General features: G+C 57.7%; 8 protein-coding genes. 5 read left to right on the top strand and 3 right to left on the bottom strand.

Features of this window, described 5'->3' with window-relative positions; all coding sequences use genetic code 11:
* The first annotated feature begins 249 nt into the window (after positions 1–249).
* Positions 250–2,796 carry a nitrite reductase large subunit NirB gene (nirB, locus tag CFI10_RS16175; RefSeq protein WP_206836399.1) on the top strand — a complete coding sequence of 849 codons (2,547 nt, stop codon included), beginning with the start codon at positions 250–252 and terminating at the stop codon, positions 2,794–2,796.
* Positions 2,796–3,134, top strand: coding sequence for a nitrite reductase small subunit NirD (gene nirD / locus CFI10_RS16170; RefSeq protein WP_206836396.1), 339 nt, complete (start codon positions 2,796–2,798; stop codon positions 3,132–3,134). Before nirB ends, nirD begins: the two co-directional genes overlap by 1 nt.
* A gap of 89 nt (positions 3,135–3,223) precedes the next feature.
* Here the strand turns inward: nirD and CFI10_RS16165 are convergent, their stop codons facing one another.
* The 3 genes from CFI10_RS16165 to CFI10_RS16155 form a co-directional block, all read right to left on the bottom strand.
* Positions 3,224–4,951, bottom strand: coding sequence for a bifunctional protein-serine/threonine kinase/phosphatase (locus tag CFI10_RS16165; RefSeq protein WP_206836393.1), 1,728 nt, complete (start codon positions 4,949–4,951; stop codon positions 3,224–3,226).
* 68 nt (positions 4,952–5,019) lie between these two features.
* Complete coding sequence (locus tag CFI10_RS16160; protein WP_206836391.1) at positions 5,020–5,871, bottom strand: formate/nitrite transporter family protein; 852 nt, start codon at positions 5,869–5,871, stop codon at positions 5,020–5,022.
* A gap of 322 nt (positions 5,872–6,193) precedes the next feature.
* Positions 6,194–7,825 carry a methyl-accepting chemotaxis protein gene (locus CFI10_RS16155; protein WP_206836388.1) on the bottom strand — a complete coding sequence of 544 codons (1,632 nt, stop codon included), beginning with the start codon at positions 7,823–7,825 and terminating at the stop codon, positions 6,194–6,196.
* Positions 7,826–7,978: 153 nt separating this feature from the next.
* Here CFI10_RS16155 and CFI10_RS16150 point away from each other — a divergent pair, with 153 nt between their 5' ends.
* The 3 genes from CFI10_RS16150 (at position 7,979) to folE2 (ending at position 13,153) form a co-directional block, all read left to right on the top strand.
* On the top strand, positions 7,979–9,052 hold the full coding sequence (locus CFI10_RS16150) for an efflux RND transporter periplasmic adaptor subunit (protein WP_206836385.1): 1,074 nt from the start codon (positions 7,979–7,981) through the stop codon (positions 9,050–9,052).
* The gene (locus tag CFI10_RS16145; RefSeq protein WP_206836382.1) at positions 9,052–12,132 is read left to right on the top strand and encodes an efflux RND transporter permease subunit; all 3,081 of its coding nucleotides are present in this window, start codon (positions 9,052–9,054) and stop codon (positions 12,130–12,132) included. Before CFI10_RS16150 ends, CFI10_RS16145 begins: the two co-directional genes overlap by 1 nt.
* A gap of 130 nt (positions 12,133–12,262) precedes the next feature.
* Positions 12,263–13,153, top strand: a complete 891-nt coding sequence (gene folE2 / locus CFI10_RS16140) for a GTP cyclohydrolase FolE2 (RefSeq protein WP_206836379.1) — start codon at positions 12,263–12,265, stop codon at positions 13,151–13,153.
* The last annotated feature ends 51 nt before the right edge of the window (positions 13,154–13,204 follow it).

Raw genomic sequence — 13,204 nt, 5'->3', positions numbered from 1 at the left:
GCCCTGTTAAGGGTCATTTCGACCCGGCTTGCACCTTTTTGAACCGCCCTTGCGGGTGTTGTTCGGGTAAAAGTCCCGTTCCCGCCTGTTATTGACCGGTTGGCATAAACCCTGCAGCAACTGTTGTGGGTCAGACCTGAGGTCAGACGCTCATCAAGTGGTTTTTTGGACAACGGTGTCCACTCCTTGCTGCATATGCAGTGACAGAGTGACACCGTTTTTTTTTATCTGAAATTAAGAGAGTGCCGTATGAAACAGACAGACTGCACCGGTACCCGCCGCCCCCGGCGTGTGGCCGTGATTGGCAACGGCATGGTCGGACATCACTTTGTGGAACAGTGGTTGGCCAGTGAAGCTGCTGAGCAGAGTGAACTGATGGTTTTCGGGGCCGAACGGTATCCCGCCTATGATCGGGTACACCTGTCAGACTATTTTGATTCGGGCAGTGCCGACGCGTTGAGGCTGGGGTCACCGGGGTTGTATCAACACCCCGCCGTGAGCCTCAAACTGGGTGAGTCGGTTCTGTCCATTGATCCCCAATGCAAAACACTGCACACCCAGGGGGGGGAATACAGCTACGACAAACTGGTGCTTGCGACAGGCTCATGGCCCTTCGTTCCACCCATCCCCGGCGGGGCTCAGCCACACTGCCTGGTCTACCGAACACTGGATGACCTGGATGCGATTCGCGCCAGTGCCGAGGGTGCCAATGTCGGCGTGGTGATCGGCGGTGGACTGCTTGGCCTGGAAGCCGCCAACGCCCTCAAGCGGCTGGGGCTGGAGGTACATGTGGTCGAGTTTGCACCCCGGCTGATGCCGGTACAGCTGGATGACGAAGCGGGAGCCCTGCTGCGCCACAAAATTGAGACGCTGGGGGTTGCGGTACATACCGACAAGGCGACGCAGCAGATCATTCGGGGTGACAGTGCAAGGATGAAGATGAGCTTTGCCGACGCTACCGAGCTGGAGACCGACCTGATCGTGTATTCCGCCGGTATCCGGCCGCAGGACATGCTGGGCCGTGAGGCTGGCCTGCAGCTGGGTGAGCGTGGCGGTATTGAGGTGGACCAGTACTGCCGCAGCAGCGATCCTGACATCTATGCCATTGGCGAGTGTGCGGTGTGGAACGGGCGTCATTTCGGTCTGGTTGCACCGGGTTATGCCATGGCACGAGCGGCCCTGTCGCATCTTGTTGGTGATGGCCAGGCATATTTTCAGGGTGCCGACATGTCGACGAAACTGAAACTGCTGGGTGTGGATGTGGGCTCGATCGGTGATGCTCACGGCCATACACCGGGGTGTCAGAACTACCGCTACAGCGATGAGCGCAGCGGCGTCTATCGTCGGTTGGTGGTCTCGGAGGATGGCAAGCGCCTGCTGGGTGCCATCCTGATTGGAGACAACAGCGGCTACGATCAACTGCTGCAGCTGGCACTGAATGACATGCCGCTGCCGGAGCAGCCGGAAGCATTGATTCTGCCGGCCTCTGAGGGCGGACTGCCGAGTGCGGGCAGTGCCGAGCTGCCACTGACGGCCACCATCTGCTCCTGTCACAACGTCAGCAAGGGTGATATCTGCGAGGCGATGAATGATGGTGCCGTGTCGGTGGCCGATCTCAAAGCCAGCACCCGAGCCGCCACCGGCTGTGGTGGTTGTGCCGCCATGCTCAAGACCGTGCTGGATGCGGAGCTGGAAAAGCGCGGCGTACAGGTCGATCGTTCGCTCTGTGCGCATTTCAGCCATACTCGTCAGGAACTGTTCCACCTGATCCGTGTAGATGGGATCAAGACTTTTGACGAGCTGATTCAGCGTCACGGACATGGCGGCGGTTGTGAAATCTGTAAACCGGCCGTCGGCTCCATGCTGGCCAGCTGCTGGAATGAACCTATCCACAGCCCCGAACTGGTGCCTTTGCAGGACACCAACGACACCTTCATGGCCAATATGCAGAAAAACGGTACCTACTCGGTGGTGCCGCGCATTCCGGGCGGCGAGATTACACCGAAGATGTTGATCGTGCTGGGTGAAATAGGGCAGAAATACCAACTCTATACCAAGATCACCGGTGGCCAGCGGATTGACCTCTTCGGTGCGGCGCTGGATGAACTGCCACTGATTTGGGAAGAGCTGATTGCGGCCGGTTTTGAGACCGGTCACGCCTATGGCAAGTCGCTGCGAACGGTGAAATCCTGTGTTGGCAGTACCTGGTGTCGTTTTGGCGTGCAGGACAGCGTTGGCATGGCGATCGAGATCGAGAACCGCTACAAGGGCCTGCGCGCGCCGCACAAGATCAAGATGGCCGTATCAGGCTGCACCCGCGAATGTGCCGAGGCCCAGAGCAAGGATATTGGCGTGATTGCCACTGAAAACGGCTGGAATCTTTATGTCTGTGGTAATGGCGGCATGAAGCCACGTCATGCCGACCTGTTTGCGACCGACCTGGATGATGAAACCCTGGTACGTTATATCGACCGTATTTTGATGTTCTACATCTACACCGCGGACCGCCTGCAGCGTACTTCAGTGTGGATGGAAAACCTTGAAGGTGGTCTGGATTACCTGCGGCAGGTTGTGATCGACGACAGTCTGGGGTTGGCGGCAGAGCTGGAATCCCGCATGCAGCATGTCGTCGACAGTTATCGCTGTGAGTGGAAAGAGGCAGTAGATGACCCCAACCGGCGCAAGCGCTTCCGCAGCTTCGTCAATTCGGATGAACCGGGCCGAGCACGGATTGTACAAGTCGTTGAGCGAGAACAGTTGATTCCGGCCCGCGAACTGGCCGTGGAGGAGGTATAATGAACAGCTTGCAATGGCAGGATCTGTGTAGCCGTGATGACCTGGTACCCAGGTCGGGTGTGGCGGTCAAAATTGGTGATCAGGCCGCCGCATTGTACTGGCCAGATCCTGCTAAAGAGCAACTTTATGCGCTGTGCCATCGTGACCCCTTCTCTCAGGCGGAGGTGTTGGCCTGGGGGATATTGTGTGAATTGGAGGGTGAATGGTCAGTGGCTGCGCCGCTTTACAAGCAGCATTTCCGGTTGCATGACGGCGTTTGCCTGGAACAACCGGATGTCGTTCTGCCTCGCTGGCCGGCCAGATTCAACGGTGACAGGGTTGAAGTCGGCATTGAGTGAATGGCCGCCATCGACGGCATCACCGTTGTTGGCTTCATGGGGTATCGAGTGTTGATGCACCGATACCCTGTCAAGCAGCCGGCGTCCTTTCAGTTGGGGCGCAGCAGCAAATGGATCACCAACAGCACCAGCACCAGAGAAACACCTTGCCAGAACAATACCGGATTGCGCTCCAGCAGTGGCGCGCGTGTACGGTTGAGAAAGCGCTGGTTGGGATGGCGCAGATCGTAGACGAACTCTGAAAGACTCTCGTAACGCTTGGTCGGGTCAGGCTTTAGCGCCCGTTCCAGGGTGTCATCGATCCAGGTGGGAATCTCGCGTTCCCGCTCCAGCACCGAGTCATAACTCAGGCGTTGCTGAGCGGCGCGGGTACGGGTGCGTGCGACCCTGTTACCATAAGGAAACCGACCGGACAGCATCTGATACGTGATCACGCCCAGTGAGTAGAGGTCGGCACGCCAGTCACCGTATTCGCCCAAAAAATATTCAGGGGCCGAATAGAGTGCAGTACCCTGCAGATGGGGCTGCTCCAGTGCATGGGACGACTCAACGATGCCGGCCACGCGGGTAGCACCGAAGTCGATGATGCGGACTATTCCGCTGGTGTCGATCATGATGTTGTCGGGCTTGAGGTCCTGATGCACCATTTCGCGGCGATGAAATGCCTGTAAACCACGAGCGAGCTGATCGATGATGTTGCGCACGTTTTCCAGCTCAGGGCAGGGGTGGTCATTGATCCACTGAGCCAATGTCTGGCCGTCGATATATTCGGTGACGGTATAGAGAAACCGGCGAGGTCGCCCGGGCGTTATCGCCTTCAGTACATGTGGGCTGTCGATGCGTCTGGCGATCCACTCCTCCATCATGAAGCGCTCCAGGTAGGCCGGGTCTTCGCCCAGGTCGATAGAGGGGGTCTTGATGACAACCTGTTCGTCTGAGGTCAGGTCCTGGGCAAGAAACACATGGCTGCGACTGGTAGCGTGCAGCACACGCAGGATCCGGTAGCCATCAAACGCCATGCCGGGCTCCAGTGTTGGTGGCAGGGGAAGCTGTTCAACCTGTTGCTGCACCACCTGATGCTCTGCAGAAGGCAGGCGGTTAATACGCAGAATCTGCAGGGTCAAGTTGTCAGGGCTGCCCTGTGCGAACGCCGCCTCCACAATTGATCGGGCAGCCTGGTTCAGATCCTCGGCATGTTGTTCCAGAAGATCGAGCAGATACTGTGCATCCAGATGCTCGTAGACCCCGTCGGTGGCAAGCAGAAACAGATCGCCGCACTGCAGCGTCAGGCAGTCGTAGTCCAATTCAAGACAGTCTTCAATGCCCAGTGCACGGCTCAGATAGCTTTCTTCACGTGATATCCACAAGCGATGATCCTTGGTGAGCTGTTCCAGCGAGCGGTTGCGAACCCGGTAGATGCGGCTGTCGCCGGCATGCAGAAGGTGTGCGCTGTGGCCCTTGATAATCAACCCGCTGAAGGTGCAAACATACCCCCGGTTCCTGTCAAAACGGTGCTCGCTGTGACGGGTCTGGCTGCAAAGCCATGAGTTGGTGGCGAACAGCACCTTTTCCGCGGCAGTCTTAACGCTCCAAGTGTCGCTGGTACAGAAGTAGTCATCAAGAAAGCCTCTGACCGCCGCTGAACTGGCGATCTGGCTGACATCACTGGAACTGATGCCATCGGCGATGGCAAAAGCGGCGCCTTTGAGGCTGAGCTGAGGTTCGGTGGGGATAAGCGCACCGTAAAAGTCCTGATTGCAGTCCTTACGTCCTGCGTCTGAATACTGGCCCAGACTGAGCTGTAGTCCTGGCGGCATGGTTTCTCTCCCCTGAATACAACAGCGCAGCGCTCCCGGAAAAGCGCTGCGCGGATGGATGGCTGTAATCAGGCCGACGCGGATGCCGGTTTGACAGCAGAAGTGTTGGCCGCCAGTTTGCGTTTGGCCGCAGTACGCACATGGGTGGTGTACAGGGTGAGTCCGGTGAAGGCCAGACCACCGACCAGGTTGCCCAGTGCTGTGGGGATCTCATTCCAGATCATGTAGTCCATCACCGAAAAGTCGCCGCCCATGATCAGGCCAAACGGGAACAGGAACATGTTCACTACCGAATGCTCGAAGCCCATAAAGAAGAACAGCATGATCGGCATCCACATTGCCAGAACCTTGCCGCTGACATGGGTGGAGATCATGGCGCCGACAACGCCCATTGATACCATCCAGTTGCACAGCATGCCGCGGATGAAGATTGTCATCCAGCCATCGAAACCGTAGGCGGCATAGCCCAGGGTGCGTGACTCACCAATATGGGCTACCTTCTCGGCAATGGCGCCGCCATCGGTGTTGTAACCCATGGTGAAGATGTAGGACATCATGAATGCGACGGTCAGTGCACCAGCAAAGTTGCCCACAAAAACCAGTCCCCAGTTGCGCAGAATCTGCGGCCAGGTTACGCCAGGGCGTCGGTCGAGCCAGGCCAATGGGGTCAGCATGAATACGCCGGTCAGCAGGTCAAACCCCATCAGGTAGAGCATGATGAAGCCGACCGGAAACAGCAGTGCCCCGATCAGGAAAACACCGGTCTGTACCGCCACGGTCACGGCAAATACAGCGGCCAGCGCCAGTATTGCGCCGGCCATATAGGCGCGGATCAGGGTATCGCGGGTGGACATGTGAATTTTGGATTCGCCTGCGTCGACCATTTTGGTCACGAATTCGGATGGGATCAGATAAGCCATGGTGTCACCTCAGAGATAGGTCAGTTGTATGCCGGTCTGTGTTATCTGGCGGTCGAGAAAAACTGGCGACGGGACATAAAAAAAGCGCCCGCACCGGCTCTGCCGGTGGGGCAGAGAGGTGACGGACGCCATTATCCGAATACAGTCAGTTTGTCAGGGCCGCCGGGGCCCGAAGGTTGATATGGTTACAGCAAAAGAGGGGCCAGTTTTATCAACTTTATGTTTTTAAAGGAGTTGTTATGTTAAGTGGGGTGATGCGGCGGTAATGGGTACCGCCGCTGTGCTGTACACTGGTGCAGGCCTGCTCAGTTGCGGTGCGGCATTACACCTTGAAACGACCGGTCTGCTGCTGCAATTGCTGGGCATACCCATCCAGTGAGCGGCTGATGCTGCCGATGTCTCGTGAGCGGTCGGCCCCCTGTGTGGCCAAATCATTGATTTCGGTGATGCTGCGGTTGATCTCATCCACGACCTGAGTCTGCTGTTCGGTAGCGGAGGCTACGCTGGTATTGACGTCGGTAATATGAGAGATCGCCTGCAAGATGGTCTGTAACTCGGCTTCGGCGCTGCTGGAGAGAGATTCGGTGGCACTGGCTTCTTTGCTGCCGGTTTCCATTACGGTGACGACTTCAGAAACGCCACCCTGCAGTCGACTGATCATGTTCTGTATGTTTTCAGTGGACTCCTGAGTACGTCTGGCGAGGGTACGCACTTCGTCGGCCACCACTGCAAAACCGCGTCCCTGTTCGCCTGCGCGGGCGGCTTCGATGGCCGCGTTGAGCGCCAGCAGGTTGGTCTGCTCAGCCACATCACGGATCACATCCAGCACACTGCTGATCTCGTTGGAATTGTCGGCGAGCGTTCGGATTGAGGTCACCGCCTTCTCGGTCTGTTCGGCCAGTCGTCGCACCTGCGCCGAAGACTGGTGAATGATCTCGGCGCTGCGCTGGCCGGTCTGATCCGCTTCACGGGTTATGTCCGCGGCTCGTGAAGCGTTGCCTGCCACCTCTTCGATGGCGCTTTGCATCTCATTGATGGCCGTTGCCACCATGGAGATGGCATCAGTCTGGCGGCTGACACCTGCATCGTTATCCTGAGCTGCCGAGGCCAGGCGACCTGACTCCTGTCCCAAGTCACGGCTCAGGCTCTGAATACTGCCAATCATCTGCTGCAGATTACTCAATACCAGGTTGAAGCTGCTGGCCAGTCGACCCAGGTCGTCGTTGCTTTCAACCGGAATACGCTGGGTGAGGTCGCCTTCGCCCTTGGCAATGTTGTCAAGCTGCTCACGCAGAGCGGTGATGGAGCGCAGAATCAGACGCATGAAAATAAAGAACAGGGCCAGGCTGAGCAAAAGCGCCAGCAAGGTAATGATCAACGTGGTGACCGAACTGCTGACGCCTTCCGAGGATGCCTCGGCGGCTTTCTCCTGAGCCAGCTGCTCGGTATGGGAGCCTACCCGGTCGAAATAGTCGCGCAGCTGGCTGAACAGCGGCTGTGTGACCTGATGTGACAAGGCACGTGCACGTTCAGGGTTACCGCTTCGCGCCAGTTCCATCACTTGACGAGCCGAGCTTTCCCACTGCCGGAAAGCCTGCTCAAATCCCTCGGACGAACTCGAGATACCGGTACCGCGAAGGCGCGCAACAGCCTGATTGAAACGGTCATGCGCCTGCTGAGTATTTTCGTCAAAGCTTGCGACTTGTGCGTCGGCTTCCTGCAGGTTGGTGCCCGCATCGACGGCCGCCATTTGTGCTACCAGTGCCTGATAGAGGTCACGATCCCCGTTAAGAATTTCGCTGATTGCCGGGAGGTAGTTGCTGGCCAGGTCATCGGTGTCTGAGACCAAATTGCGACTGGTGTTGACGCTGAACAGCCCGACAAAGACCAGTGCTGCGGCTGTAATAACAAAGGGGAGCGCGATGCGGGTACGAAATCCGGTTTTTGCGGTCATGGGAGGTGGTTTCCTTCCTGAAGTTTGCTCAAAGAGTAGCAGTAGAAACGGCAGGGTTAAAGCTGAAACCGGATGACCCTGCACCATGGCAATGGTAGTCTTAAGCCAGCTTTTATCCCCCGATTCAGGCCCGAAACGGAGTCTTGTCAGGCCATGAAATTCAACCCCGGTTTTGGTCATCTAGCCTTGCTGCTCACGCTGGCGTTGCTGGTGTGGCTGTTCAGCGGAGAACTGCTCAGCAGTCGTGACAATGCACCTGAAGCGGCTGCTCCCGTAGCACAGCCGATTACGGTCGCTGCCAGGCTGAGTGCGGCTCAGCCCTATCGTCGACAAATTGTGCTGCAGGGGCAGGTAGAGCCCTGGCAAAGTGTGGATTTGCGTGCACAGATCAGTGCTACAGTCGATGTTCTGCCGGTAGGGCGGGGTGCTCAGGTTGTTAAGGGCGATCTTCTGTTGCAACTGTCGGAAGACGACCGCCGCAGCCGACTGTCGCAGGCGCGTGCCCAGCTAGCCTATAGCCGCAGTCAGCTGGAAGCCGGACAGAGTTTGCGTCGGCAGGGACTGAATGCACAAACCGACCTGTTGCGATTACAAAGTGAGCTGGCCGCTGCTGAGCAGGCAGTACGCAGTGCAGAACTTGAACTTGAACACACACGTCCGGTCGCACCTTTCGCAGGCGTACTTGACAGTCTCGATGTGGACCTGGGGGACTATCTGGTTGCCGGTCAAGTGTGGGGGCGGTTGCTCGATACGGCAGTGCTGCGAGTGCGAGCGCAGGTGCCGCAGCAACAGGTGGCCGGGCTCGAGCTGGGGCAACGAGCAGAAGTGGTTTTGCTGGATCAACGTACTTTCAGCGGTGTTGTCAGTCACATCTCAAGGGAGGCGGATAGCGCCACCCGAAGTTTTACAGTGGAGATTCGGCTGGAAAACCCCGAAGGTCTCAGAATCGCCGGCGCCAGCGCCACGGTTCGGATCGATATCGGTAGCGTGGATGCTCACCGGATCTCCACAGCCCTGCTGACGCTGGGTGAAGGCGGTCAGTTGGGTGTGTTGTATCTGGAGCCGGACGACCGGGTACAGTTTGCCCCGGTGCAGTTGATCAGTACCGGAACCGAAGGCAGTTGGGTGAGTGGGTTGCCGGAAGAAATTCGGTTGATCACGCTGGGCGGGGGCTTTGTCTCGCCGGGTCAGCAGGTCAAGGTTGATCAAGCGTCGGAGTCGCGTTGATGGATGCGCTGATTCGGGCCGCAATGAACCGCAGCAGAGCCACTCTGCTGTTGTTGCTGATCCTGCTTGCGGCTGGGTTTGCTTCATGGGTGACAATTCCCAAGGAGGCCAACCCGGATGTCACCATTCCCTATATCTATGTTTCCATGCGCCTTGAAGGGATCAGCCCCGAGGATGCAGAGCGGCTGTTGGTGCGGCCGATGGAGCAGGAGTTGCGATCGCTCGAAGGAGTGAAGGAGATGACTTCCATCGCCGCGGAAGGACACGCGTCGGTGATGCTGGAGTTCGATGCCGGTTTTGACCCCAAAACCGCGTTGGCGGATGTGCGTGAGAAGGTTGATACCGCCCGCACCGAACTGCCGGCTGAGGCCGACGAACCCAGCGTGAACGAGATCAATATCGCCCTCTTTCCGGTGCTGTCCATAGCCCTTTCCGGCCCGGTGAGTGAAGCTGAACTGGTTGGAACCGCGCGTCGGCTCAAGCAGGAAATAGAAGGTATTGCCGATGTGCTTGAAGTGGATATCGGCGGTGATCGTGAAGACCTGCTTGAGATCATTGTCGACCCTCAGGTACTGGACAGCTACAACGTGGACTATGCCGCCCTCTACCAGCTGGTCAGCAACAATAACCGGCTGGTCGCCGCCGGCAGCCTTGATACCGGTTCGGGGCGGTTGCCGCTGAAAGTGCCCGGCGTGATCGAAAATATCGAAGATCTGCTCAACATGCCGGTCAAGGTGGAAGATGATCGGGTCGTCACTTTCTCCGATGTGGCAGTGTTGCGCCGAACCTTCAAGGACCCCACCGGCTTTGCGCGTATCAATGGTCAACCGGGTGTGGTGCTGGAAGTGTCCAAGCGTGCCGGCTCCAACATCATCGACACCATTGATCAGATCAAGGAGTTGATCGAGCAGGCGCGCCCACTGCTGCCCGAGGGGGTGCAGGTGCACTACGTGATGGATCAGTCGGAAGAGGTGCAGGAACTGCTTACCGATCTGCTCAATAACGTGTTGACGGCGGTAGTGCTGGTGTTGATCGTAATGCTGGCGGCGCTTGGGCTGCGCTCATCGTTACTGGTGGGGCTGACCATCCCCGGCGCCTTTTTGACCGGTATTCTGCTGATCTACATGCTGGGATTCACGCTGAACATCATTGTGCTGTTCTCGCTGATACTGGTGGCCGGAATGCTGGTGGACGGTGCAATCGTGGTATCTGAACTGGCTGATCGTAACCGCCAGCAGGGGATGACCCCGGCTGAGGCCTGGGCTGGTGCTGCCAGTCGCATGGCCTGGCCGGTGATCGCCTCCGTTGCCACAACTGTTATGGTGTTCCTGCCCTTGCTGTTCTGGCCGGGTATCGTGGGTGAGTTCATGAAATACCTGCCAGCTACCGTGATCCTTTGCCTGCTGGCGTCACTGGCGATGGCACTGGTGTTTCTGCCGGTTATGGGACAGGTCAGCGGAGGTGGGCGCCTGTCGCCACAGAAAAGCCGCAACAGCAGGCTGGGCCATGGCTATCGCCGCACGCTGGCATTTTTGCTGGCAAGGCCCGGACAAACGTTGACGGCGATGCTGTTGGCCATGCTTCTGGTTTACGCTTTTTATGGTCGTTTTAACCATGGCGTTGAGTTTTTTCCGGATGTGGAGCCGGAGTCCGCCCAGGTTTTGATTCACGCCCGTGGTGATCTGTCCGTGTATGAGCGGGACACGCTGGTCAAGGGGGTAGAGCAGCGTTTGCTTGGCATGCCTGAGGTCGAGGTGCTGTACGCGCGCAGTTTTGCCATGGCCGACGGGCAAATGGCTGAAGACGTGATTGGAATACTGCAGTTTCAGCTGATCGACTGGTATCAGCGCCGTCCGGCGGCCACCATCCTGGATGACATGCGTGATAGAACCGCTGATCTTCCCGGGTTGAAGCTTGAATTTCGCAAACAGGAGGAGGGCCCCAGCGCCGGTAAGCCGGTGGTGTTGAAACTCAGTTCACAGGACAGCACAGCACTGGATCAGGCGGTAAGCCGGGTGCGCAGTGCCATGGTTGAGCTGGGCGGCCTGGTGGATATCGAGGATGACCGTGCCCTGCCGGGCATCGAGTGGCAGCTGCAGGTGGACAGGGAGGAGGCCGCTCGCTTCGGTGCGGATGTGCTATCCGTCGGTAATGCCGTGCAAATGGTCAGTAATGGTTTGTTGCTGGCTACCTGGCGGCCTGAAGACGCGCTGGATGAAGTTGATATTCGTGTGCGCCTGCCCGAGTCGTGGCGCAGCCTGGATCAGCTGCAGCGCATGACATTGACTGGCAATGGTGGACAAATGCCACTGAGTCATTTCGTGACGCTGCAGCCGTCTCATAAGACTGGCACCCTGCGCCGCGTGGACGGTCAGCGGACCATTACACTGCAGGCCGATGTGGCGCCAGGCTATCAAGTGGCAGAGCGGCTGCAAGCGCTGCTGGAGGCCAGTGACAGTAATTTGCCTGAGGGTGTAAGCCTCAGTGTTGGGGGCGAAGGTGAGGATCAGCAGCAGTCGGCCAGCTTCCTGATCAGTGCCTTCATCACTGCAATCCTGTTGATGATGTTGATTCTTGTGATCCAGTTCAACAGCTTTTACCAGACTCTGCTGGTGCTGTCGGCCATCGTATTTTCGACGGCAGGTGTTCTGATCGGGCTGCTGGTCAATGGCCAGTCGTTTGGCATTGTCATGGTGGGTATGGGCATCATTGCGCTGGCCGGTATTGTGGTGAACAACAATATCGTCCTGATCGACACTTACAACCAGTTACGCAGTGAGGGCATGTCGCCGGTAGATGCAGCATTGGAAACCGGTTGTCTGCGCATGCGTCCGGTACTGCTCACCGCCATCACCACGGTGCTGGGATTGATGCCGTTGGTGGTCGGCGTTAACGTCAACCTGCTGGAACCCAGCCTGGGCTTTGGTGCGCCCTCGACCCAGTGGTGGACGCAACTCTCCAGCGCCATTGCCGGTGGGTTGACCTTTGCCACCCTGCTGACTCTTTTGCTAACCCCTTGCATGTTGGTGCTGGGAGAGCGGATGTTTGCCCGCTTCAAGCGCGAGTCCAATCAGGGTTGATACACGGGGGGCGTAACGGTATTCAAAGTCTTATTATATGTTATATCATAACATTAATTCGATGGTCGCCCGTGGGCAGAACACCCGTGGGCTGGCTGAATACTCGCAGTTTTTTGAGAGCGACATGCCTATGAACGCAGTACTGCCCGATGTGTCCTTGACCGACGACGCCCCATTTATGACCCCTTTGCAGTGGGTTGGGATGCAGGGCATTGATCTGCCCGTTACGCTGACAGAGCCGGGTTACCGGCGGAGTCTGCATGCGTGTGCCGATGCTCAGGTGGATCTGCCGGCTGCGCATATCAAGGGTATTCACATGTCGCGTCTTTACCGTTTGCTGGATGGCCTGGGTGAGGATGCGCTGACACCTGAGCGCATACAGCAGGTACTGCAGGCGATGATCGACAGTCACCGGGACTGCAACAGCAGCAGTGCGCGTATCGGTCTTTCGTTTAATCTGTTGGTGCGCCGGGCGGCGCTGGTATCTGAGGCTCTGGCGGGCTGGAAATCATACCCTGTCAGGCTGAATGCCCAACTGGTACAGGGCCGCTTCAGCCTGCGTGCCGAAGTGGTTGTGGAGTACTCCTCAACCTGTCCCTGTTCGGCGGCGCTGGCACGACAGCTTGTGGAACGTCGCTTTCTTGACGATTTTCCCGGAGATCAGCCCCTTAATCGTGAAGAAATGGCCAGTTGGCTTCGCCGCAACGCTACACTGGCAACGCCACACAGCCAGCGCAGTGAAGCGCGTGTCAGCGTGGGCCTGAAGGCAACCGACCCTTCGCTGGCGCTGCTTGCATTGATTGATACTATTGAGGCTGCCGTTGCGACACCGGTGCAAACCGCAGTGAAACGGGCGGATGAGCAGGCGTTTGCGGCGCTTAATGGCGCCAATTTGATGTTTGTGGAGGATGCGGCCCGGCGTATACAGGATGCCCTGCAAGCCCACTTCAGGGCGCCACGTACTCAGGTCAAGCATCTTGAAAGCCTTCACCCACACGATGCTGTTGCCTGGGCTGAGTGAAAACGGACATTGTTTAACCCGGTGTGATCAGCGAAAATACCCGCCATTGAC

It is taken from the genome of Marinobacterium iners, assembly GCF_017310015.1.
GTDB lineage: Bacteria > Pseudomonadota > Gammaproteobacteria > Pseudomonadales > Balneatricaceae > Marinobacterium > Marinobacterium iners.
This window is presented reverse-complemented; position numbering and strand designations above follow the sequence as displayed.

Bases quoted from the DNA above. Each gene is read 5' to 3' on its own strand.
- nirB (WP_206836399.1), top strand. From the start codon at position 250: ATGAAACAGACAGACTGCACCGGTACCCGCCGCCCCCGGCGTGTGGCC.
- CFI10_RS16145 (WP_206836382.1), top strand. From the start codon at position 9,052: ATGGATGCGCTGATTCGGGCCGCAATGAACCGCAGCAGAGCCACTCTG.
- CFI10_RS16160 (WP_206836391.1), bottom strand. From the start codon at position 5,871: ATGGCTTATCTGATCCCATCCGAATTCGTGACCAAAATGGTCGACGCA.
- CFI10_RS16165 (WP_206836393.1), bottom strand. From the start codon at position 4,951: ATGCCGCCAGGACTACAGCTCAGTCTGGGCCAGTATTCAGACGCAGGA.
- folE2 (WP_206836379.1), top strand. From the start codon at position 12,263: ATGAACGCAGTACTGCCCGATGTGTCCTTGACCGACGACGCCCCATTT.
- nirD (WP_206836396.1), top strand. From the start codon at position 2,796: ATGAACAGCTTGCAATGGCAGGATCTGTGTAGCCGTGATGACCTGGTA.
- CFI10_RS16155 (WP_206836388.1), bottom strand. From the start codon at position 7,825: ATGACCGCAAAAACCGGATTTCGTACCCGCATCGCGCTCCCCTTTGTT.
- CFI10_RS16150 (WP_206836385.1), top strand. From the start codon at position 7,979: ATGAAATTCAACCCCGGTTTTGGTCATCTAGCCTTGCTGCTCACGCTG.